This window comes from Flavobacterium lacustre (assembly GCF_027474525.2).
In the GTDB taxonomy this organism is placed as follows: domain Bacteria; phylum Bacteroidota; class Bacteroidia; order Flavobacteriales; family Flavobacteriaceae; genus Flavobacterium; species Flavobacterium lacustre.
Genome location: NZ_CP114882.2, coordinates 3,180,318 through 3,203,311, shown reverse-complemented (window position 1 = coordinate 3,203,311; position 22,994 = coordinate 3,180,318). Strand labels below are relative to the sequence as shown.

The window sequence follows — 22,994 nt, the reverse complement described above, 5'->3', positions numbered from 1 at the left end:
GTATCGTTTTCTTTTTGATAAAAAACAGGCTCTATATTTAAGTATTGATTTTTAGGAAACTAAAAATTCAAAAAATTCGTAATTTTTCTATCAAAATAAAACTTATCTTATGCGGATTCCATTTTACGAAAACGATTTTATTACATTTGTAGCCCTTAAATAAGTATTAAAACAATTTTATTAAAATGTCAAATAAATCCAAAATTTTTTACACACTTACAGATGAGGCGCCTTTATTGGCAACTTATTCATTTTTACCTATTGTCCAGGCGTTCACTGCCACTTCAGATATTGAAATTGAAACAAGAGATATTTCTCTTGCAGGAAGAATTTTAGCTAACTTCCCTGAGTTCTTGACTGAAAGCCAAAAAACCAGCGATGCTTTATTGGAACTTGGAACATTAGCCACAACTCCGGAAGCAAATATTATAAAATTACCGAATGTTTCAGCATCGGTACCACAATTAAAAGCTGCAATTGCAGAATTACAATCTCATGGTTATGCGTTACCTGATTTTCCAGAGGAACCGCAAAATGACGAAGAGAAAAACATCAAAGCTAAATATTCTAAAATTTTAGGCTCTGCTGTAAATCCAGTTTTACGCGAAGGAAATTCAGATCGTAGAGCACCAAAAGCAGTTAAAAACTACGCTAAAGCAAACCCGCATTCAATGGGAGCTTGGTCTTCTGATTCTAAAACACAAGTTGCAGCTATGGAAAGCGGTGATTTTTACGGAAGTGAAAAATCAGTTACTGTAGCATCGCCTACCGATGTAAAAATTGAATTTGTAGGGAAAGATGGTTCAACAACAGTTTTGAAAGCCAGCACACCATTAAAAGCAGGAGAAATAATTGATAGTTCGGTAATGAACTTGAACGCTTTGAAATCTTTTGTGGCCAAAACTATAAAAGAAGCCAAAGAAAAAAACGTTTTGCTTTCCGTTCACTTGAAAGCTACGATGATGAAAGTTTCGGATCCAATTATTTTTGGAGCCATAGTAGAAGTGTATTTCAAGGATGTTTTCGAAAAATACGCCGCTTTATTCAATGAATTAAATGTTGATACCAGAAATGGTTTAGGAGATGTGTACGCAAAAATTGCAGGACACCCGATGCAAGCTGAAGTAGAAGCTGCAATAGACCAAGCGATAGCTAACGGTCCAGCATTGGCGATGGTAAATTCTGATAAAGGGATTACTAATCTTCATGTTCCTTCGGATGTGATTGTAGATGCTTCTATGCCGGCAATGATTCGTACTTCGGGACAAATGTATAACAAGGAAGGAAAAAGGCAAGATACAATCGCGATTATCCCGGACAGATGTTATGCAGGAGTTTATGTGGCGACTATTGATTTTTGTAAAAAACACGGTGCTTTCGACCCAACAACTATGGGAAGTGTTCCAAACGTAGGTTTGATGGCGCAAAAAGCAGAAGAATATGGTTCACATGACAAAACATTCCAAATGAATGCAGACGGAATTGTTCGCGTTGTGGATACAAACGGAACTGTTTTGATGGAACAAACTGTAGAAGCAAAAGATATTTTCAGAATGTGTCAGGCAAAAGATGCTCCGATTCAGGACTGGGTTAAATTGGCTGTAAACAGAGCTCGTTTATCAAATACTCCGGCAGTTTTCTGGTTAGACGAAGGAAGAGCGCACGACAGAGAATTAATCGAAAAAGTAAAAAAATATTTAAAAGATCACGATACAACAGGTTTGGATATTCAAATCCTGAATCCTATTGAGGCTACTAATTTTACATTAGAAAGAATCATCAAAGGATTAGATACTATTTCTGTAACAGGAAACGTATTGCGTGATTATTTGACCGACTTATTTCCAATTTTAGAAGTTGGAACATCAGCTAAAATGTTGTCTATCGTTCCGTTAATGAATGGTGGAGGTTTGTTTGAAACTGGTGCAGGTGGATCAGCTCCAAAACACGTAGAGCAATTTATTGAAGAAGGATATTTACGTTGGGATTCTCTTGGTGAATTTTTAGCTTTAGGCGCTTCATTGGAACATTTAGGGCAAACATTAAACAACTCGAAAGCGATTGTTTTAGCAGAAACTCTTGATGTAGCCACAGAGAAATTCTTAGCAAACGATAAATCTCCTGCTCGTAAATTAGGACAAATCGATAACCGAGGTTCTCATTTTTATTTAGCGATGTATTGGGCCGAAGCTTTAGCAGCACAAACTAAAGATACTGGTTTGAAAGCTATTTTTGAACCTATAGCAGCAGAGTTTATAGCAAATGAAGATAAAATAAATGCAGAACTAATTGGTGCTCAGGGAAAACCACAACCATTAGGAGGTCATTATCAACCTAACCCGGAAGCAACAAGCAAAGCAATGCGTCCGAGTCAAACATTCAATGCTATTTTAGCTAAAATCGCTTAATTCAGTTTAAAATTTAAGTATTAAATATAAAAGACAATCAGAAATGGTTGTCTTTTTTTATCTTAGCAAGATATTAACGTTTGTTAAACTTCAATTGATACTTCTTTTGATGAAATTTGTCTTTTTTAAATAGAAAAAATTTAACAATGAGTTCAAAGAAAATTATCCTATTATTTATTGTTTTAGTTTCTAGCCTTTCTTCCTTTTCCCAAGAAAAATATACACTTAGTGGCATTATTACAGATACCAACAGTAATGAAACTTTGATTGGTGTGAATATCATAATTCCGGAATTGAAAACGGGTGTGACCACAAATGAATACGGTTTTTATTCCATTACCTTACCCAAAGGAAATTATAAGGTGCAAATTTCCTATTTTGGATATCAAAGTATCGAAGAAACTGTCGATTTGAATCAAAACACCAAAAATAATTTCAAGCTATTCGACAGTGAAACAGCTTTGAAGGAAGTGATTATTACAGACAATAAATCAAAAACTGATATTCGAAAACCTGAAATGAGTGTGAACAAACTCTCTATTTCTACTATCAAAAAAATGCCGGTTGTTCTTGGAGAAGTCGATGTGCTCAAATCCATTTTATTGCTTCCCGGAGTGACTAATGCCGGCGAAGGTGCTTCCGGATTTAATGTTCGTGGCGGTGGTGCAGATCAAAATTTGATTCTTTTGGATGAAGCAACAATATTCAATTCCTCTCATGTTTTTGGATTTTTCTCTGTTTTTAATCCGGATGCAATCAAAGATTTAAAACTATATAAAGGCGGAATTCCGGCACGTTTTGGAGGCAGGGCTTCTTCTGTTTTGGATATTTATCAAAAAGACGGCAGCAGTAAAGGGTTTCATGTAAATGGTGGAATCGGATTGATTTCCAGTAGGATTTTGGCCGAAGGACCGCTGGTAAAAGACAGAGGTTCTTTTCTTATCGGAGGACGAAGTTCGTATGCACACTTGTTCTTAAAACTGTCAAAAGATCAAAAAGACAATGCCGCTTATTTTTATGATTTGAATACCAAACTGAGTTACAAATTAAATGAAAATAACAATTTGTATTTGTCAGGATATTTTGGTCGTGATGTGTTTAGTTTAAATAAAAGTTTTACCAATACTTATGGTAATTCTACGCTAAATTTACGTTGGAATCATTTGTTTTCAGACAAGTTATTCTCGAACCTGTCGCTTATTTACAGCGATTATTATTACGGTTTAGACCTTGATTTTGTTGGGTTTAAATGGGATTCCGGAATTAAGAATTACAATATAAAATACGATTTTAAAAGTTACATTTCGGACAAATTCAAATTGAATTATGGTGCTAACGGAATTTATTACAATTTTAATCCCGGAACCATCAAACCTTCTGATGAAAATTCCGGAATTAATTTTGGTCAATTAGATAAAAAATACGCTTTTGAACCCGCAGTTTACATCAATGCTGATCAGGAAATATCGAATAAAATTTCTATTTCGTATGGACTTCGTTTTAGTTTATTTTACCGTTTAGGCCAATCTACGATGAATATTTACGAAGACAATAATCCTGTAACTTTTAATTCAGATTTGCAGATTTATGAAAAAGCGACTCCGATAGGAACTAAATTCTACGCCAAAAATAAAGTGATTGAGAATTTCAATAATCTGGAACCTCGTTTTTCTTTTGTATACCAACTCAATGACAATCAGTCAGTGAAAGCGAGTTATAACAGAATGGTGCAGTATTTACAATTGATTTCGAATACTTCTTCGCCAACACCGTTAGATGTTTGGACACCAAGTGATTCGTTCATCAAACCTCAAATTGCCGACCAAGTTGCTTTGGGATATTTCCGAAATTTTAAAGACGGAGCCTATTCTCTCGAAGTCGAAACCTATTATAAAGAAGTACAAAATAGATTGGATTATATTGATGGAGCAGATTTAATTGCCAATAAAGCAATTGAGCAAATCATATTAAACGGGCAGTTGCGTTCTTACGGATTAGAATTGATGTTTAAGAAAAATGAAGGCCGTTTAAACGGTTGGATTTCTTATACGTTATCAAAATCGGAACAACAAACTCCGGGAAGAACGCCAATAGAATCCGGAATAAACAACGGAAAATGGTACGATTCTGTCTATGATAAATTGCATAATATTGCCATAACCAGCTCGTATGAATGGAACGAAAAATGGTCTTTTGGAGCTAATTTTGCGTTGCAATCCGGGCAGCCCGTAACCTATCCAACCGGGCAATATGAGTACTTAGGAATTACCGTTCCCAGTTATGGATTAAGAAATGAAAACCGATTGCCAGCCTATCATCATCTTGATATCGCAGCCACTTTAACACCGGAAAAAAACAAAGACAGAAACTGGAAAGGCGAGTGGGTTTTTAGTATTTACAACCTGTACAATCGTAAAAATGCTGCTTCAATTAATTTCAGGCAAAACGTCGATACAGGATATAATGAAGCTGTGAAAACATCCATTTTTGGAGTAGTTCCAGCAGTTAGTTATAATTTTAAATTTTAATAATCATGAAAAAAATAGCTTCTTATTTCGTTTTACTAATCGCTTTTCTTTGCAACAGTTGTGAAGAGGTTGTCGAAGTAGACTTAGTTACCGCACCGCCAAAATTAGTTATCGAAGCATCGATATTTTGGGAAAAAGGAACAGTAGGAAACAATCAAAAAATAAAGTTGACCTATACAACCAGCTATTACAATACAAATATTCCAAAAGTAAACGGAGCAACAGTTTACGTCAAAAACAGCTCTGGTACTATTTTCAATTTTGTAGAACTTTCCAGCACTGGCGAATACATTTGCAGCGATTTTATTCCTGTTATCGATGAAACATATACACTCACAATTAACAACGGAACCAATACATATACCGCTACCGAAACCCTAAAATCAGTTGCGCCGATAACAAAAATTGTTCAAAACAACGAAGGCGGTTTTACCGGAAAAAATATCGAAATCAAGACATTTTTCATCGATCCGGCCAATACACCCAATTATTATCTGTACAAATACGTGTATTCCAACCAAATTAAATCAAATTATTATGTAGATGAAGATGAGTTTTTCAACGGAAACGAATTTTTCAGTATTTCACAAAATGATGATTTAAAACCCGGCGACACCTTAGAAATCAGTCATTTCGGAATATCAAAAGCCTATTTCAACTACATGAACGTTTTGGTCAGTATCGCAGGAAACAGCGGTGGCGGGCCATTTCAGTCTCCACCGGCGACCGTTCGAGGAAATATAATCAACACCACCGATGCTGAAAATTATCCTTTGGGGTATTTTTCGCTCAGTGAAGTCGAAAAAAAATACTATACAATACAATAATCAGAAGCTAATCCAGCTATTCATTTCAAGTCCTCGCTTAAAAAAATATTTTTCTAAATCCTAAAAAGAGCTTCCTTTGGTCGCTTTTTTAGGACCAGAAAAATTATTTTTTTGCACTCCGGGCTTTCCATTACTATCTGGGCTAATCACAACAATTGCAAACAAAATCTGCTCATAACCTATTTCAGATTTTCATACCTTTACGACAAATCTCAAATAAAATCAAAAATCACAATGTCTTCACACCATATTGTTCGCGACGACCAAGAACCCGCTTTAATCATTGCTAACGGAGCCTCATGCCAACCTGAATTATTAGGGCAATTATTAGAATGGTCGCCATTAGTAGTAGTGTTAGATTCCGCCATCGAAAGAGTCATGGAATTAGACATAAAAGTCGATGTGCTTTTGGGAGATTTCGATAGAGGTTTTGACCCCGAAATTTACCAAACCACACAATATCCAATAGAAATTGTTCACACACCGGATCAAAATAAAACCGATTTAGAAAAAGCATTCGATTATTTAATCGAACGAAAAATTCCAGCCGTAAATGTAATTTGGGCCACCGGAAAAAGAGCCGATCACACCATCACGAATTTAACCAATATTACCAGATACCGAAATACATTAAAAATCGTAATCCTCGACGACCATTCAAAAGTGTTTTTATTGCCAAAAAAGTTCGAAAAATGGTACACTGCAAACACACCAATTTCATTAATTCCCATTGGTCATGTAACCGGAATTCATTCCAGTAATTTATTTTATCCGCTAAAGGACGATACTCTAACCATCGGTTACAGAACCGGAAGCAGCAATCATGTTACCAATGACGGTATCGTAACCATCGAGCATGATCAAGGGGATTTGTTGCTGATGGAATGTATGGATTAGTGCTGAAACCTGAATTTATCAACTCTTTCTGGGATTAAATTCAACTTTATATTTAGACAAAAAGAGATTGACTATCTTTGCGCCGAAATGAAAGAAATAAAACCCAAAACGATTACTGAAAAGACCAATTTACATCCTCGAAATCTCGATAGATTTGGGTATGATTTTGATCAATTAATAACGATATCTCCTGAACTAGAAAAATTTGTTTCTATCAACGAGCACGCTATAAAAACAATTGACTTCAGTAATCCCGAAGCAGTAAAAGCACTGAATAAAGCATTATTAAACACCCATTTTGGAATACAAAAATGGGATATTCCGGCTAATTATCTTTGTCCGCCAATTCCCGGACGAGCAGATTATATTCATTATTTGGCTGATTTATTGGCTTCAAGCAACAACGGAATTATTCCCGAAGGCGAAACAGTTCAAGGATTGGATATTGGTATTGGAGCCAATTGTATTTATCCAATAATTGGGAATGCCGCTTATGGTTGGAGTTTTGTAGGAACTGATATTGATGAAAAAGCAATTCAGAATTGCAAAAAAATCATCCAGAACAATCCTAATTTAATCGATGCAATCAGCTTGCAATCGCAAACGGAAAGTCGCTTTATCTTTAAAAATATTTTTACTCCCGAAGATAAATTTACGTTCACAATTTGCAATCCGCCGTTTCATAATTCTAAGGAAGAAGCTACAAAAGCGTCCATCCGAAAAATTAATAATTTAGAAAACACCAGAACCAAAAATCCAGTATTGAATTTTGGAGGACAAAACGCAGAATTATGGTGTGAAGGTGGTGAAATTGGCTTTGTAACCCAAATGATTTACGAAAGCGCTAAATACCCGATGCAGTGTTTATGGTTTACAACTTTAGTTTCTAAAAAAGAGAATCTTTCCAGCCTTTACAAGACGTTAAACAAAGTGAGTGCCGTTGACATAAAAACTATCGATATGGCTCAAGGCCAAAAATCAAGCCGAATTGTAGCCTGGACTTTCTTAAGTCAGGAGCAACAAAAAGCATGGAAGTTTTAAGTTTTTCAACACTTTTTTTTAGTAAATTCCTTTGTATCTTTGCCAATCAGCAATCCAAATAAATGAATTTCCAAGTAGTATCCGATTACCAGCCGAAAGGCGACCAACCTCAAGCGATTGAAAAATTAGCTCAAGGGATTATTGATGGAGAAAAATTCCAAACTTTATTAGGGGTTACCGGTTCCGGAAAAACATTTACTGTAGCAAATGTGATTCAGGAAGTGCAAAGACCTACATTGGTTTTGGCACACAATAAAACCCTTGCAGCACAATTATACTCTGAATTCAAACAGTTTTTTCCGAATAATGCCGTAGAATATTTTGTTTCTTACTACGATTATTATCAGCCCGAAGCATTTATGCCCGTAACTGGTGTTTTTATTGAGAAGGATTTATCCATCAATGAAGAACTGGAAAAAATGCGATTGAGCACCACGTCTTCTTTGCTTTCGGGACGTAGAGATATATTGGTTGTGGCTTCTGTTTCCTGTTTGTATGGTATCGGAAATCCGGTTGAATTTCAGAAAAACGTGATTGCAATCGAGAAAAATCAAGTGATTTCCCGAACCAAATTTTTGCACAGTTTGGTCCAAAGTTTATATGCGCGTACCGAAGCTGATTTTAACGCAGGAAATTTTAGAATAAAAGGTGATATTGTAGAAGTTTATCCCAGTTATGCGGATGATGCTTTTAGAATTCATTTCTTTGGAGATGAAATCGAAGAAATTGAAAGTTTTGATGTTAAAAACGCTCAAGTCATCGAAAAATTCGAAAAACTGACTATTTATCCGGCCAATATGTTTGTGACTTCGCCAGATGTTTTACAAGGTGCCATATGGGAAATTCAACAGGATTTAGTGAAACAAGTTGATTATTTCAAGGAAATAGGAAAACATCTGGAAGCAAAACGTTTAGAAGAGCGCACGAATTTCGATTTAGAAATGATACGCGAATTAGGCTATTGCTCTGGTATCGAAAATTATTCGCGTTACCTTGACGGAAGACAAGCCGGAACAAGACCTTTTTGTTTATTGGATTATTTTCCAAAGGACTTTTTGATGGTGGTTGATGAAAGTCACGTAACACTTTCGCAGGTTCACGCCATGTACGGAGGCGACCGAAGCCGAAAAGAAAATTTGGTGGAATATGGTTTCCGACTTCCGGCAGCAATGGACAACCGACCATTGAAATTCGAGGAATTCGAAGCAATGCAAAACCAAGTAATTTATGTTTCGGCAACTCCAGCCGATTACGAATTGCAGAAAACAGATGGTGTTTATGTGGAACAAGTTATTCGGCCAACAGGATTATTAGATCCAATAATTGAAATCCGACCAAGTTTAAATCAAATTGACGATTTGATTGAAGAAATTCAAGTGCGTTGTGAATTAGACGAACGGGTTTTGGTCACCACTTTGACCAAAAGAATGGCCGAAGAATTAGCCAAATATTTGACAAAAGTTTCCATTCGTTGCCGCTACATTCATTCTGATGTGGATACTTTGGAACGAATAGAAATTATGCAGGATTTGCGAAAGGGATTATTTGATGTTTTGATTGGGGTGAATTTATTGCGTGAAGGATTAGATTTACCGGAAGTTTCCTTGGTAGCGATTTTAGATGCTGACAAAGAAGGATTTTTACGAAGCCACCGTTCGCTTACGCAAACAATTGGGCGTGCTGCGAGAAACCTAAATGGAAAAGCGATTATGTATGCAGATAAAATCACCAATAGTATGCAAAAAACCATTGATGACACGAATTATCGCAGAACCAAACAAATCAATTACAACACGAAATACAATCAAGTTCCGCAGGCATTAAATAAAAAAATCGACAGCGCTTTTACCAAAAATCCATTGGTGGAATATGAATTAGGCCACACATTAAATGCCGCAGCTGAACCGGAAACCACTTATATGTCAAAACCGGAATTGGAGAAAATCATACGGGAAAAACGCAAATCTATGGAAAAAGCGGCTAAAGATTTAGACTTTATGCAAGCAGCTAAATTGCGTGATGACATAAAAAGATTACAAGGTCAGCTCACTTAATTTTTACTGCCCAAAAAATATTTAACAACTGACAAATCTCCAATTTGTTAATCCATCATTTTTTTATTTTTTTTTAAAATCGGAACGATACAATTGTATGCCTCATAAGCTCTGTTTTTTAATACAGTATGTCTAAATAATAAAATGTAATTTTTTGTTAATTATCTGTTTTTCAAATAATTAAAATTTTTAATATTCCTTTTTTTGTATTAAAATACTTTTTAATTCCTGTGAAATTATTTAAATTTGAGGAGAATTGTTTTCTTGACTCACCTTTTAAAATGACGTTAAATGAAAAACTTTTTTATTTTTTTCGTCTTATTAGTATTTATTTCATTTGCTTCAGCGCAATCCACAACAGAGGATTTTATAAGAAATGAAATAGAAAACACCTCAGATATCATAAAACCCAATCTTCTGTCGACACATCCGCTTGGAATGTATATTTCGAGAATAAACCATAATTTCAAAATTAAAGCTCCAGAGAAATACTCGTTTTCGTTCGAAATTTCGAGTGGAAATGTCATGTTGCCTTATGTGAAATCATATGAATTAACAAATCCTGCCGATCAAAAAATTGCAGAAAATTTCTCTTGGCATGATAGAGAATTTGTGTTTAATCTCAACGAAATTCCTGCTAAAATCAGAGAATTTAAGGCTGATGGAGTTATAAGATCGTACCGATTTACGTTCAGTTTGCCTTTGTCTGTAAGTCATGAACTTAATTTTGGCCTGCGGATGCATTCGCTGGATAAAGGGAAATATCCATTTTCATTTTTTACTTCTGATGAATCAATAGAATGGTTTCACAGCAATATTGCCGGTGGTGATGACCCGTTTTCCAGACGACATTACGGATTTAACAAAGCGGATATTTTTTATAGAGATGAAAATGGCAATAGCCTAACAATGAAGAATGGCGATTTTGGGATTCAGGGATTTGAAGTGAATTATTTCTATTATCCAAAATTAGGGATGAACAAAAAGCATAAAATCTATTTGAATTTTGGAACGCATTTAGGAATTAATGTTTCCAAGTACAATCCGGTGGCAGACGTGGGAATTTCTTCTTCATTGATAAAAAAAATAGTAGTCAGGGACACAAATATTTTTACAGTTGGTCTAAGTGCCGGCGCTTTACGACAAAGAGTTATACAATTTGGCGACAGAGTAAATATAAGCAATCAAGAGGTTCTGTATAGTTTTGAAGGGTTGCTTGATTATAAAAGGAAACTCAAAAGCAATAATTATATTTCTTACGGTATCAATTACACTTTTCAAACTCCCTACAACAATAAGAATGATTTTGACCATATAATTTTAACTGGCGAAAGAGTGAAAACGCATTGGCAACATGCAATGTCTCATCTGTATGAAAATCTGGAAGGTTGGAATTTTATCTTCACATATTCGGTGAAGCAATTTTCTTATTTTATATATGCGAGAGAAGATATAAAAGTCGATAATGCACCGGATTTACAGACTGGTTTTGGTGTAAAAATGTCGTTCAAAAACTAATTGTGCTGCTCCTGAAAAACATTCAATAAAATTTCGGCATCAATAATGACGCTTGGTGATTCCTTCATCAACTTTAGAACGCGTTTAGTTGCTAATGGATTTAATCCCATATCAATTGCAATTTGCTTAATCGCAACCGCTTCTTTAAGATGTAAAACTCCGTCAGAATGCATCAATAAGGCCAAACGATAAAATTGTTGAATTCTTTGAAATTCAGATTTTATAGAGAGTATTGGTAGTTCCTGATGGAATAAATCATTAAAAACGGCACCTTCAATATTTAGTTCTTGAGCTACAATTGCCAAAAACTCATATTCCCTTTTATGTAACTGTCCATCGACTGTGGAGAAGGCAATCATCTCTAAAAGTAAACTTCTTTTTTCTTCGAAAGTATTCATCAAATGATTATTTTTAGCTAAAATATTATTTTTAGAATTAAAATACAAAAACCAACGGATGATTCGACAATTTATACTATTTCTATCTTTATTTTTTCTGATAATAGTTAATGGTAAAGCACAGCAAAGTACCGCTTCACAACAAGTTTCTACGTTTTCTATTGCCGCTCCCGAACTCCAGACAACCAAGAAAATCTGGGTCTATGTACCTATGAATTACGAAAATTCAAAAAATAAATTCTCCGTGATTTATATGCATGATGCCCAAAATGTATTTGATGCAAAAACAGCATATTCCGGCGAATGGAATGTGGATGAAAAGTTAGACAGTCTAAAGGCGCAGGTAATTGTTGTAGCAATCGAACATGGCAATGACAAACGTTTAGAAGAGTTAACGCCTTTTAAAAATGAAAAATACGGTGGAGGCAAAGCGGATAATTATTTAGAATTTATCGTAAAAACATTAAAACCCCAAATTGATAAAACATACCGAACGAAACCCAATAAGAAAAATACCATTATTATGGGAAGTTCTCTTGGCGGATTAACGTCTTTTTATGCCCTTTTGAAATATCCGGAAACATTTGGAAAAGCTGGTGTTTTTTCGCCTTCTTTCTGGATTAATCGAAAGGAAATTTTTGAATTAGCGGAAAGTACCAAAAAATTGAAATCGAAAATCTATTTTCTTTGCGGCGATAAAGAAGGCGATGACGATATGGTTCGCGATTTAAACAAAATGGAGCATTTGGTAAACACAAAAAGATGTTATTGTTTAAATTTGAATGAGAAAAAAATTATAAACGGCGGGCAGCACAACGAGAAACTTTGGCGGGACGGATTTGTTGAAGCGCTTTTGTGGCTGGGATATTAGTACAAGAAATAAAGAATATTGACATTAAATTCAACCCGAAATAAACTGGATTATGGAACTTATTTTAAGAGCATACAACCTAAAATTGAAACATACATTTACCATTTCAAGAGAATCAATAGAGGAACAACCCTCATTGATTGTCGAGTTAAAAAGTGATGGTTTTTCTGGATTTGGAGAAGCAACTTCGAATCCGTATTACAAGACAACAGTTCCTGTGATGATGGGAGATTTAGAAAAAATCCGTTCTGTTATCGAAGCGACTTCAAACGAAACACCAGAAGAGTTTTGGGCAAAAGTGCATCCGTATTTACAGGGAGATATGTTCGCTTTATGTGCTTTGGATATGGCTTACAATGATTTGTATGCGCGTAAAAAAGGCAAAAAATTGTACGAATTGTGGAACTATACTACAGAACGAAATCCGTTGACGGACTATACAATTGGTATCGCTTCTATCGAAAAAATGGTTTCGAAAATGCAGGAATTGCCTTGGCCTATTTATAAAATTAAATTAGGAACACCGGACGATATTGCCATTGTAACTGAACTTAGAAAACACACGGATGCTATTTTTAGAATTGATGCAAATTGTGGTTGGGGTGTTGAAGAAACAATAAAAAACGCGATTGAATTGAAAAAATTAGGAGTCGAATTTTTGGAACAACCTATGAAAGCAGACAACTGGGAAGCACATAAAGAAGTGTTTAAACATTCGGTTTTGCCTATCATTGCGGACGAAAGTTGTATCATCGAAGAAGATGTTGCTAAATGTCACAATCATTTTCACGGTGTAAATGTAAAATTGGTAAAATGTGGCGGACTAACTCCCGCAAGAAGAATGATTGCCGAAGCCCAAAAATTAGGACTGAAAACAATGGTGGGCTGCATGACGGAATCAACTGTGGGAATCTCAGCAATCGCCCATTTATTGCCTCAATTGGATTATGTTGATATGGATGGTGCTTTACTTTTAGATAAAGATATAGCGACAGGAGTAACCATAAAATATGGAAAAATCAACTATTCAGATTTGAATGGTACGGGTGTAACTTTACTTTAATTCTAAATGAAAGTTAACCAATTTCCGGATCGAATTATTGCTGTTGATGCTGAAGAGTATCTGTATTTTGGCGGAACATCTTATTTAGGATTGCCTGTAAATACAGCGTTTCAACAACTGCTCATCAAGAATATTATGCAATGGGGAACCGCTTACGGAAGTTCCAGAAGTGCTAATGTTAAACTCAATGCATATGAAAATGGAGAAACATTTCTGGCTAATTATCTTAAGGTAGAAGCAGTTTTAACGGTTTCTTCGGGTATGTTGGCAGGAAAATTAGTGATGGATAAATTGGTTCAGCAAACCAATAGTTTTTTTCATTTTCCAAATGTGCATCCGGCAATTACTGCGCCAAATAGTTTGCCTTTTTTCATCGGAAACCAATTAAATCCGCGATTATTAGATTCGGTTATTGAAAAAATTACAATTTTAACGGACAGCGTTCCCTCTTTTCAAATCCAGCCGATTGACTTATCTTTTTTGGAATTAATTCCTTCCAATAAAGAAATTACGTTGGTTATTGACGAATCGCATTCTCTCGGAATTCTTGGAATAAACGGTTGCGGATTGTTTTCAAGTATTCAACTTTCAAACATCAAGAGAAAAATTATGGTAGCTTCTTTAGGAAAAGCTTTTGGTTTGACGGGCGGTGTAATTGCAAGTGATTCAGAGTTTATTTCTCAAATGATGGAAGTAGATACTGTTGTTTCCAGTGCAGGAATGAATGCCGCTTTTGTACAAACTATGGCTGATGCAGCGCCTATTTACAGCATTCAGCATCAAAAGTTAAAAGCTAATTTAAACTATATTAAAGCGCATTTAATCACAAGTGAAACAGTAGTTTTCAATCCAAATTATCCTGTGATTTATCCTGAAATAGAAGGAATCAATGAAGTTTTTAAGGCCAATAACATTATTGTTACCTATTTTAAATATCCAACAGATTCCAAAGTTTTAAATCGGATTGTGATTACGGCAAATCATCAGAAAGAAGATTTAGACAAAATAATAGCCCTTTTGAACCAAAACCAATTCTAAATCTAAAATGACGGCCCAATTGCTTTTTAAATGTACCTTTGTAAAAAATTAAAACATGACAAATAACGATATCCTGAAAAAACTTCGCGTTGCTTTAATGCTGCGTGACGATCAAATAGTTGAAATATTAGAATTGGTTGATTTTAGAATTTCAAAATCAGAATTAGGTGCTTTTTTCCGTGCCGAAGACCATGAAAATTACATGGAATGTGGCGATCAGGTATTGCGTAATTTCTTAAATGGATTAGTGATTCACTTGCGCGGAACGAAAGAAAATCCAAAAAATCCAAATGATGTTTTGGCGAAACACAAAGCAGAAATTCCCGTAAAAGAAGGATTCGCAGGAAGAGCGGAGTTCAAAGCATCACCAAAAGACGATGAAAAAGCAAGAGGAGATCAAAAGCCATCAAAATCAAATTCTGCTGCTAAAAAGCCGTTCAAAAAAGCAGCTGGTAAATCAACTCCAAAAATTCAAGTGGTGGAGAAAGTGAGATACAGCAACGGGAATAAGAAAAAATCCTAAGTTTTGAAAACCGCTTTGATTATTGGTAGTACAGGACTTATTGGTGCTCAATTGTTGCAACTTCTATTAGGAAGTCAAGAGTACGAAAAAGTAATCACTTTCGTTAAAAGAGACGCCGGAATTCAACACCCGAAATTAATACAATACATCATTGATTTTGATAAACCGGAAACCTATCAAGATTTTGTAAAAGGAGACGATTTCTTTTGCACCATTGGGACAACCATAAAAAAAGCAGGAAGTAAACCGGCCTTTAAAAAAGTTGATTTTGAATATCCAAAACAATTTGCAACGATAGCTTTGCACCATAAAATCAAACAATTTCTGATTGTTTCTTCCCTTGGCGCAGATGCCAATTCGGCTAATTTTTATTTAAAAACAAAAGGAGAAATTGAAGCATTTCTAAAACAATGTACGTTCGAAAGTGTGACTGTATTACAACCGTCGTTGCTTTTAGGAAATCGCACAGAATTTAGATTAGGAGAAAAAATAGGTACTTTTTTCATGAAAATGACTTCTTTTTTATTTGTTGGAAGCTTGAAAAAATACAAACCAATTGAAAGTGAAATGGTTGCCAAAGCCCTTTTTACAATTGCACAAAACAACTGCAAAGGTTTCCAAATAATCGAATCTGATGCTATTCAGAAAATTGGAAATGTCTAGAAAATCATACGTATAATTTTGTTTGAGGGTAACTTTTTAGCCCTCAAACAAGTGTGATTCAATTCTCAAAATCATAATAAAAAAATACTCTTTACAGTTGTTTTTTGACTTTACAATCATAGAGAATTCTTTTAAAATTAAATAATATTTGTTTTTATTTAATTGATAGTAAGAATGTTGTGTGTAATTTATTTTTTACAAATACGTTTTGTCTTATTGTTTTTTCATGTACTTTTATAGTATACAAATTAAAACCCTCAATATGCAAATTTTTCCAAAAATGCTTCTGGCGAGCACCATGCTTTTTTTTGGTGCTGCTACAAAAACTCAAGTCATAAATGCACAAACTAACGCTGTTAAAATGACAAATCCTCTTTTGCAAAAAAGTACTTTACAGTACCAAGCACCACCATTTAATTTAATCAAAGACGAGCATTTTAAACCGGCTTTTGATTTTGCTTTAAAAGTTCATGATAAAGAAATAGAAAAAATAGCCAACAATCCAGCTAAACCAACGTTTCAAAATACGGTACTGGCATTAGAAACCAGTGGAGTAGATTTGGCCAGAGCCACAGGGATTTTTTATAATTTAACGGGTTCTAATACCAATCCAAAATTGCAGGCTATTGACGAAGAATACGCACCTGTTTTCTCTGCACATAATGATAAGATATATTTGAACAGCCAATTATACAAGCGTTTCAAGGCATTAAATCTAAATGCATTGAAAGGCGAAGATCAAAAATTAACACAGTATTATTTGCAACAGTTTGAATTAGCCGGAGCTAATTTATCGCCTGCGGATAAAGAAAAAATGAAAAAAATCAATGAAGAGTTGGCCAGTTTGGGAACGCTCTTTGGAAATAAATTATTAATCGCCCGCAAAAATGGCGCGGTTTTATTTGATAATGCAACGGATTTAGACGGTTTGAGTGCCGATGAAATTGCTGCTGCAAAAGCAAAAGCAACCGAAGCAGGGAAAGACGGAAAATATCTGATAGGCTTATTAAATACGACGCAACAACCGTTGTTGCAAAATTTAAAAAATAGAGCTGCGAGAGAAAAAATATACAAATCCTCTTGGTATCGTGCTGAAAAAAATGATGATGGTGACACAAGAGAAGTGTTAGAGAAAATGGCGAAATTACGTTTGCAAAAAGCGAATTTGATGGGGAAAAAGAGTTTTGCAGAATGGAAATTACAAGACCAAATGGCACAATCTCCAGCTCCTGCAATGGATTTATTAGCCAAAATTGCAGCTCCAGCAGTAGCCAAAGCAAAAGTGGAAGCCAAAGAAATTCAAGATTTAATAAATGCACAAAACGGAGGTTTTCAACTCGAACCTTGGGATTGGAATTTTTACTCAGAGCAGGTGCGTAAAGCAAAATATGATTTAGACGAAAGTCAAATAAAACCTTATTTTGAAATTACATCAGTTTTAGAAAATGGAGTATTTTTTGCTGCCAAAGAAATGTATGGTATCACATTCAAAGTTCGTGAAGATTTACCAGTGTATCATCCGGATGTAAAAGTCTATGAAGTATTTGATAATAATGGAAAATCAATTGCGATTTATTACTTAGATTTTTACACCAGAGATAATAAAAGTGGCGGTGCCTGGATGAGTAATTTTGTGAGTCAATCACATTATTTAAAACAAAAACCAGTCATTGTCAACGTATATAATTTCTCGAAACCAGTAAACGGAAACCCCTCATTAATCAGTTTTGATGATGTGATTACACTTTTTCATGAATTCGGACATACGTTACACGGTTTGTTTGCGAACCAACAATACACGACGCTTTCAGGGACTTCGGTACCGAGAGATTATGTTGAATTCCCTTCGCAAATCAATGAACATGCAGCTTTAGATCCAACAGTTTTAAAAAATTATGCGATTCATTACCAAACCAAACAAGTAATTCCGCAAGAGTTGATTGATAAAATAAAAAAGGCGGAAACCTTTAATAAAGGCTATCAGGTGACCGAATTATTAGCGGCTGCAACTTTAGATATGGCTTGGCACAGTGTAGAAAAGGAATCTGATTTTAAACCAACTTTAGAATTCGAAAAAGAAGCGCTTCAAAAATATGGCTTGTTGGTTAACGAAGTTCCTACCCGATACCATACGCCTTATTTTGCTCACATTTGGAGTGGTGGATATTCTGCCGGGTATTACGCTTATACTTGGTCCAAAACATTAGATTACAATGCTTTCGATTGGATGCAGGCTAATGGTGGTATGACCAGAGCCAATTGCGAACGTTTTAGAAAATACATTTTATCGGTAGGGAATAGTTTAGATTTAAACAAAGCCTTCAAAGATTTCATCGGACATGACATGCAAATTGAACCGTATTTGAGAAATTCAGGTTTGTCTGCAAAAGAATAATAAATCACTTCAGTATCAAAAAATGACATTCGTAATGGATGTCATTTTTTTTGTGCTATTCCCAGCAATCTGTTACGATTTTCTGTTTTTAATGAGTTTCGGATTGCTTCGTGATTAATGGTGTTTTTTCAATTAGATTCATTCTTTACAAACTTTTTAGGTCTAATTTTTGAAATAACCAAATCAACGATTCTCTCAATAACCATTTTAAAATTAATTTCGTAATTTTGCACTTCAATAAAAATTAAACAATAATGGAAAACGGAATATACGCTAAATTCAATACGGCAAAAGGATCGATTTTAGTAAAATTAGAGCATGAGTTAACACCGGGAACGGTTGGGAACTTTGTGGCATTAGCCGAAGGAAACCTTGAGAATAAAGTAAAACCACAAGGAACTAAATTTTATGATGGATTAAAATTTCACCGTGTAATTCCTGATTTCATGATTCAAGGAGGATGTCCTCTAGGAACTGGAACTGGTGATCCTGGATATAAATTTGATGATGAATTTCACCCAAGTTTAAAACACGATAAACCAGGTATTTTGGCTATGGCTAATTCAGGACCTGGATCAAATGGTTCTCAATTTTATATTACACACGTTCCAACTTCTTGGTTAGATAATAAACATACTGTTTTCGGACATGTTGTAGAAGGTCAGGATGTTGTTGATGCTGTTGCTCAAGGGGATGTTTTAGAGACTTTAGAAATTGTTAGAGTTGGAGAAGAAGCTCAAAAATGGAATGCTGTTGAAGCTTTCAGAACTTTTGAAGGTTCTCGTGCTAAACGTGAAATAGCGGAACGCGAAGCAGCCGAAGCAGCAATGGAAAAATTAGCTGCAGGTTTTCAAAAAACAGAAAGCGGTTTGCGTTACCAATTCATCCAAAGAGGTGAAGGAAAGAAAGCAGCCAGCGGAAAAACGGTTTCAGTTCATTATGAAGGTTCATTAGAGAACGGAAAAGTTTTTGATTCTTCTTACCCAAGAAAAAAACCAATCGAATTTAGATTAGGTCAAGGTCAGGTAATCGAAGGTTGGGACGAAGGAATTGCCTTGTTGCAAGTTGGTGACAAAGCACGTTTCGTGATTCCATCACATTTAGGATACGGTTCTCGTGGAGCTGGAGGAGTAATTCCACCAAATGCTACTTTGATTTTTGACGTAGAATTAATGGACGTGAAATAGTATTTCATTTTTAGCAATCGGTTTTTAGATTGCAAAAACGAATTAAAAATAGAAATCCCAAAACGAGAGTTTTGGGATTTTTTTTATAATAAGCAGTTTCAAAAGTCAACAAGCACAACTATTTGGAATTGTAATTCTTAAAAACAAAAGCTATTTCCATTTGATAGAGCAACCCAAACTGGGCTTCTGGTTCGGATTGATGCTTCGATTGTAAACCACGCCGTCAATCGCACCTCGCAAATCATTTCCGCTTAACGGAATTCCGTTTCTGGGACGGCTATCGTCAAGTTGTCCGCGATAAACCAGTTTGTCTTGGTTGTCAAACAGAAAAAAATCAGGCGTACATGCTGCATTATAAACTTTGGCAACTTCTTGTGTTTCATCATATAAATAAGGAAACTCCATTTTGTTTTCAAAAGCGAATTCCGTCATCAGCTCTGGAGCATCTTGCGGATATTTTTTTACATCATTGCTTGAAATGGCTATAATGCCAATTCCTTGCACGCGATAATCATTGGCAATCATTACAATTTCTTCTATTACATGAAGGACAAACGGACAGTGATTGCATATAAATACTACTAAAGTTCCTTTTTCTCCTTTTAAATCTGAAAAAGAAAACCATGCATCAGAATTGGTGTCTTTCAAATAAAATTCTGGAGCAGAGGTTCCAAGCGGAATCATGTTGGAGGGAGTTCGTGCCATTTTGATAGTTGTATTGGGAGTCTTTCGACTTGTTTTAAGTTTACTTTTTAAAGTTATGAAAAAGGATTGTTTTTTAAGGAGGAAATCCTAAATTAGTCTTTGAAATAATTCGCAACTTCAATACTAAACAAAATTATGGAACTTACTTGGCCGGAATTTGAAAAAGTAGAAATGAGAGTAGGGACCATTCTCGAAGTCAATGATTTTCCCGAAGCCCGAAAACCTGCCTATCAACTCATCATTGATTTTGGTACTGAAATCGGAATCAGAAAATCATCTGCACAAATCACCATGCGCTATCAAAAAGAAGATTTGGTCAACCGACAAATTGTAGCTGTAGTTAATTTTCCCAAAAAACAAATCGGAAAATTCTGGAGTGAATGTCTTGTTCTTGGCGCTGTGGGAGAAGCCGGGGATGTTATTTTGCTTTCGCCGGATTTTAAAATAGAAAAGGGATTGCGGATAGGCTAAATTTAGCGGTTAATCATGTCTATTAATTGTTGTAAAATCAATTGACCTTCTTCCCAATATTCTAAATTCGATTCGGAATTGATATGCCCTTTTTGACCAATATTGATAAAATCACTACCCCATTTTTGAGCCAGATATTCAGCTCTTTCTAATGAAATATAAGGGTCATTTTCGCTGCTAATCACTATCGAAGGAAAATTTAATGGAATTGTTGGTATCGGTGCAAAATTCCAAATTACTTCTGGGGCATGTTCCGGTGAATCAACATCTGCAGGAGCAACAAATAATGCTCCAATGATATTTGAATTGGTGTGAGCAGACATCCAATGCAAAACCATCGAAACTGCTAAACTGTGGGCTACTAAAATGGTTGGACCATCTAGTTTCAGAATAGCTTCGTTGAGTTTCTCCAGCCATTCTTCTCGTTTGGGCTGGTCCCAATTGTCTTGAACAAGTTTAATGGAGTTTTCAAATTTTCTTAACCAATAACTCTGCCAATGGTTTTCACCCGAATCTCCAAGTCCGGGAAGTATTAATAATTTGGGTTTCATCTGTATGAATTTGTCAATTCGATAGCTTTAATAGAATGTAAATATAGCGGATTTTGAATTTCTGTAAAATACTTTACTTTAATAAAATTAAACTTTTTACAGGTATAATTTCAATCGACAATTGGCCTCAAAAGGAGTTGAAACCTATTTTTCTATTGGAAGATGTTCGAGTTGTCCCCATTCTGTCCAAGAACCATCATACACTGATTTTGGATTTTTACAAATCAATTCATAGGCAATTAAATCAATACAGGCGGTAACTCCAGAGCCACAGGTGAATAGTAATGGTTTATCGCTTACAGGTAAAATTTCAATTAATTCGGCTTTGGATAAAAATTTTCCATCTCGGATTAGTTTGGTATAAGGGATATTTATGGAACCGGGAATATGTCCGCTTCTTAATCCGGCTCTAGGTTCATCACCAATTCCTTTGAATCTGTTTTCTGCACGAGCATCAATCAATACGGCTTCTTTGGTTGCTATATTTTCGACTATTTGTTCTTTGGTTTTAACTAATTCAGTTACGAATTTTGCTTCAAAATCTCCAGTTTCATAGTTTTGATTCGTTGGTATTTCTTCTATTGCATATCCTTCTGCTATCCACGCTGGAAATCCTCCATCTAAAACAAAAACGCTTTTATGTCCCATTATTTTAAACAACCACCATGCTCTGGGACTGGAGTAAATGCCTAATTTATCATAAATAACAATTGTACTGTTCTTGTTAATTCCCAATTTTTTTACCTCGGTTTCAAATTGTTCAGTGCTAGGAAGTGTGTTGGGCAACGGATTACTATTGTCGCTAAACGTGCTTTTTATATCGAAAAGACGAGCGCTTTTAATCTGAAAATTTTCTAAATCGGATTTTAAATTTGACTGATTGTCTTTTAAAACAGCCTCAAGTAGTATTAATTCCGGGTTTTCAAAATTAGCATGAAGCCAGGCTGTGCTTACGATTGGTTCTGTCATTTGATTTTAAATTTTGATGTTTTGGTTTTAAAATTATGTATTGGTAAACAGGCTGAAATATTAATTATGACTGAGTTTAAAAATTCGGAAAGCCCCTTTTCCTACCAATATAAAAACAAGTATTCCCACAATTAAATCCGGAATTTTACTGTGAGTCAAGTAAACGAGCGTTCCGGCCAGGATTACGCCAAGATTTACTATAACATCATTAGACGTAAAAATCATGCTTGCTTTTATATGATTTTCGTCACTCTTGCTTTTTTGTAATAAATACAAACAGGCAGCATTACCAATCAATGCAAATATCGAAATAATAATCATAGTTTGAAATTTTGGGAGGTCTCCAAAACCCATAAAACGCCGTATTACTTCAATAAAACCGAGTACCGCTAATGTCAATTGTAGATAACCACTGGCTCTTGCAATTTGGTTTTTTCGCATCACCGTTCCGCCAACCGCAAATAGGGCCAATGCGTAAACGATGCTGTCTGCTAACATATCAAGGCCGTCGGCTAAAAGTCCCATGGAATGGGATAAAAATCCCGTTAATAGTTCCAATACAAAAAAGAAAAAATTGATGAATAAAACCTGTTGCAATACCCTTTTTTGCTGTTTTGAATTCGTATTGAAATTAACATCGTTTGAAGTTTCTGTAGCAATAAATGTAGTGTCAAAATCTAAACTATCCAACGCTTTAAGAATCTCATCATGATTTCCTGAATGGTATATTACAACAAGTCGATTTGGAATATCAAACGCTAAGGCTGCAATTTCCGTAAACCCGTTGAGCTTCATTTTTATAATGTTTTCTTCGGCAGGACAATCCATTTTAGAAATTTGAAAAGTTGTTTTATTCATTGTGGTTAAAGGTATAATTCATTATTTTT

At 35.1% G+C, this 22,994-nt stretch carries 20 protein-coding genes; 15 read left to right on the top strand and 5 right to left on the bottom strand.

Annotation, left to right across the window (positions count from 1 at the left end; all coding sequences use genetic code 11):
* The first annotated feature begins 185 nt into the window (after positions 1-185).
* The 7 genes from O6P34_RS13825 (at position 186) to O6P34_RS13795 (ending at position 11,273) form a co-directional block, all read left to right on the top strand.
* The gene (locus O6P34_RS13825; RefSeq protein WP_269685098.1) at positions 186-2,408 is read left to right on the top strand and encodes an NADP-dependent isocitrate dehydrogenase; all 2,223 of its coding nucleotides are present in this window, start codon (positions 186-188) and stop codon (positions 2,406-2,408) included.
* A gap of 146 nt (positions 2,409-2,554) precedes the next feature.
* On the top strand, positions 2,555-4,936 hold the full coding sequence (locus O6P34_RS13820; RefSeq protein ID WP_269685097.1) for a TonB-dependent receptor: 2,382 nt from the start codon (positions 2,555-2,557) through the stop codon (positions 4,934-4,936).
* 5 nt (positions 4,937-4,941) lie between these two features.
* A complete protein-coding gene (locus O6P34_RS13815) occupies positions 4,942-5,763 on the top strand; it encodes a DUF4249 domain-containing protein (protein WP_269685096.1) in 822 nt (273 codons plus the stop codon).
* A gap of 234 nt (positions 5,764-5,997) precedes the next feature.
* Complete coding sequence (locus O6P34_RS13810) at positions 5,998-6,660, top strand: thiamine diphosphokinase (protein ID WP_269685095.1); 663 nt, start codon at positions 5,998-6,000, stop codon at positions 6,658-6,660.
* A 96-nt stretch (positions 6,661-6,756) separates the two neighbouring features.
* Complete coding sequence (gene rlmF, locus O6P34_RS13805) at positions 6,757-7,701, top strand: 23S rRNA (adenine(1618)-N(6))-methyltransferase RlmF (RefSeq protein ID WP_269686762.1); 945 nt, start codon at positions 6,757-6,759, stop codon at positions 7,699-7,701.
* A gap of 62 nt (positions 7,702-7,763) precedes the next feature.
* Entirely contained in the window at positions 7,764-9,755 is a 1,992-nt protein-coding gene (gene uvrB / locus O6P34_RS13800; protein WP_269685094.1) for an excinuclease ABC subunit UvrB, read from the top strand.
* Between the two features lie 291 nt (positions 9,756-10,046).
* Entirely contained in the window at positions 10,047-11,273 is a 1,227-nt protein-coding gene (locus O6P34_RS13795; protein ID WP_269685093.1) for a hypothetical protein, read from the top strand.
* Here O6P34_RS13795 and O6P34_RS13790 read toward each other — a convergent pair.
* Positions 11,270-11,671 carry an excinuclease ABC subunit B gene (locus O6P34_RS13790; RefSeq protein WP_269685092.1) on the bottom strand — a complete coding sequence of 134 codons (402 nt, stop codon included), beginning with the start codon at positions 11,669-11,671 and terminating at the stop codon, positions 11,270-11,272. The two genes, O6P34_RS13795 and O6P34_RS13790, sit on opposite strands and share 4 nt — an antisense overlap.
* 58 nt (positions 11,672-11,729) lie before the next feature.
* Here O6P34_RS13790 and O6P34_RS13785 point away from each other — a divergent pair, with 58 nt between their 5' ends.
* The 7 genes from O6P34_RS13785 (at position 11,730) to O6P34_RS13755 (ending at position 19,411) form a co-directional block, all read left to right on the top strand.
* Positions 11,730-12,542 carry an alpha/beta hydrolase gene (locus O6P34_RS13785; protein ID WP_269685091.1) on the top strand — a complete coding sequence of 271 codons (813 nt, stop codon included), beginning with the start codon at positions 11,730-11,732 and terminating at the stop codon, positions 12,540-12,542.
* Between the two features lie 52 nt (positions 12,543-12,594).
* Positions 12,595-13,605 carry a dipeptide epimerase gene (locus O6P34_RS13780; protein ID WP_269685090.1) on the top strand — a complete coding sequence of 337 codons (1,011 nt, stop codon included), beginning with the start codon at positions 12,595-12,597 and terminating at the stop codon, positions 13,603-13,605.
* A 6-nt stretch (positions 13,606-13,611) separates the two neighbouring features.
* Positions 13,612-14,643 carry an aminotransferase class I/II-fold pyridoxal phosphate-dependent enzyme gene (locus O6P34_RS13775; protein WP_269685089.1) on the top strand — a complete coding sequence of 344 codons (1,032 nt, stop codon included), beginning with the start codon at positions 13,612-13,614 and terminating at the stop codon, positions 14,641-14,643.
* A 55-nt stretch (positions 14,644-14,698) separates the two neighbouring features.
* Positions 14,699-15,166, top strand: a complete 468-nt coding sequence (locus tag O6P34_RS13770) for a DUF1456 family protein (RefSeq protein ID WP_269685088.1) — start codon at positions 14,699-14,701, stop codon at positions 15,164-15,166.
* 3 nt (positions 15,167-15,169) lie between these two features.
* Complete coding sequence (locus O6P34_RS13765) at positions 15,170-15,829, top strand: NAD(P)H-binding protein (protein ID WP_269685087.1); 660 nt, start codon at positions 15,170-15,172, stop codon at positions 15,827-15,829.
* 262 nt (positions 15,830-16,091) lie between these two features.
* Positions 16,092-18,224 carry a M3 family metallopeptidase gene (locus tag O6P34_RS13760; protein ID WP_269685086.1) on the top strand — a complete coding sequence of 711 codons (2,133 nt, stop codon included), beginning with the start codon at positions 16,092-16,094 and terminating at the stop codon, positions 18,222-18,224.
* 254 nt (positions 18,225-18,478) lie between these two features.
* The gene (locus O6P34_RS13755; protein WP_269685085.1) at positions 18,479-19,411 is read left to right on the top strand and encodes a peptidylprolyl isomerase; all 933 of its coding nucleotides are present in this window, start codon (positions 18,479-18,481) and stop codon (positions 19,409-19,411) included.
* A gap of 150 nt (positions 19,412-19,561) precedes the next feature.
* Here the strand turns inward: O6P34_RS13755 and O6P34_RS13750 are convergent, their stop codons facing one another.
* Complete coding sequence (locus tag O6P34_RS13750; protein ID WP_269685084.1) at positions 19,562-20,116, bottom strand: thioredoxin family protein; 555 nt, start codon at positions 20,114-20,116, stop codon at positions 19,562-19,564.
* Between the two features lie 135 nt (positions 20,117-20,251).
* Here O6P34_RS13750 and O6P34_RS13745 point away from each other — a divergent pair, with 135 nt between their 5' ends.
* Positions 20,252-20,587 carry a tRNA-binding protein gene (locus O6P34_RS13745; protein WP_269685083.1) on the top strand — a complete coding sequence of 112 codons (336 nt, stop codon included), beginning with the start codon at positions 20,252-20,254 and terminating at the stop codon, positions 20,585-20,587.
* Between the two features lie 2 nt (positions 20,588-20,589).
* Here the strand turns inward: O6P34_RS13745 and O6P34_RS13740 are convergent, their stop codons facing one another.
* The 3 genes from O6P34_RS13740 to O6P34_RS13730 form a co-directional block, all read right to left on the bottom strand.
* The gene (locus O6P34_RS13740) at positions 20,590-21,138 is read right to left on the bottom strand and encodes an RBBP9/YdeN family alpha/beta hydrolase (RefSeq protein ID WP_269685082.1); all 549 of its coding nucleotides are present in this window, start codon (positions 21,136-21,138) and stop codon (positions 20,590-20,592) included.
* Positions 21,139-21,282: 144 nt separating this feature from the next.
* Positions 21,283-22,107: a sulfurtransferase gene (locus O6P34_RS13735; protein WP_269685081.1), complete on the bottom strand. Its 825-nt coding sequence runs from the start codon at positions 22,105-22,107 to the stop codon at positions 21,283-21,285.
* Positions 22,108-22,167: 60 nt separating this feature from the next.
* A complete protein-coding gene (locus O6P34_RS13730) occupies positions 22,168-22,965 on the bottom strand; it encodes a cation efflux transmembrane domain-containing protein (RefSeq protein WP_269685080.1) in 798 nt (265 codons plus the stop codon).
* Positions 22,966-22,994: the final 29 nt, after the last annotated feature.

Coding starts and splice junctions, on each gene's coding strand:
- O6P34_RS13825 (WP_269685098.1), top strand. CDS start 186: ATGTCAAATAAATCCAAAATTTTTTACACACTTACAGATGAGGCGCCT.
- O6P34_RS13820 (WP_269685097.1), top strand. CDS start 2,555: ATGAGTTCAAAGAAAATTATCCTATTATTTATTGTTTTAGTTTCTAGC.
- O6P34_RS13815 (WP_269685096.1), top strand. CDS start 4,942: ATGAAAAAAATAGCTTCTTATTTCGTTTTACTAATCGCTTTTCTTTGC.
- O6P34_RS13810 (WP_269685095.1), top strand. CDS start 5,998: ATGTCTTCACACCATATTGTTCGCGACGACCAAGAACCCGCTTTAATC.
- uvrB (WP_269685094.1), top strand. CDS start 7,764: ATGAATTTCCAAGTAGTATCCGATTACCAGCCGAAAGGCGACCAACCT.
- O6P34_RS13795 (WP_269685093.1), top strand. CDS start 10,047: ATGAAAAACTTTTTTATTTTTTTCGTCTTATTAGTATTTATTTCATTT.
- O6P34_RS13790 (WP_269685092.1), bottom strand. CDS start 11,671: ATGAATACTTTCGAAGAAAAAAGAAGTTTACTTTTAGAGATGATTGCC.
- O6P34_RS13785 (WP_269685091.1), top strand. CDS start 11,730: ATGATTCGACAATTTATACTATTTCTATCTTTATTTTTTCTGATAATA.
- O6P34_RS13780 (WP_269685090.1), top strand. CDS start 12,595: ATGGAACTTATTTTAAGAGCATACAACCTAAAATTGAAACATACATTT.
- O6P34_RS13775 (WP_269685089.1), top strand. CDS start 13,612: ATGAAAGTTAACCAATTTCCGGATCGAATTATTGCTGTTGATGCTGAA.
- O6P34_RS13770 (WP_269685088.1), top strand. CDS start 14,699: ATGACAAATAACGATATCCTGAAAAAACTTCGCGTTGCTTTAATGCTG.
- O6P34_RS13760 (WP_269685086.1), top strand. CDS start 16,092: ATGCAAATTTTTCCAAAAATGCTTCTGGCGAGCACCATGCTTTTTTTT.
- O6P34_RS13755 (WP_269685085.1), top strand. CDS start 18,479: ATGGAAAACGGAATATACGCTAAATTCAATACGGCAAAAGGATCGATT.
- O6P34_RS13750 (WP_269685084.1), bottom strand. CDS start 20,116: ATGGCACGAACTCCCTCCAACATGATTCCGCTTGGAACCTCTGCTCCA.
- O6P34_RS13745 (WP_269685083.1), top strand. CDS start 20,252: ATGGAACTTACTTGGCCGGAATTTGAAAAAGTAGAAATGAGAGTAGGG.
- O6P34_RS13740 (WP_269685082.1), bottom strand. CDS start 21,138: ATGAAACCCAAATTATTAATACTTCCCGGACTTGGAGATTCGGGTGAA.
- O6P34_RS13735 (WP_269685081.1), bottom strand. CDS start 22,107: ATGACAGAACCAATCGTAAGCACAGCCTGGCTTCATGCTAATTTTGAA.
- O6P34_RS13730 (WP_269685080.1), bottom strand. CDS start 22,965: ATGAATAAAACAACTTTTCAAATTTCTAAAATGGATTGTCCTGCCGAA.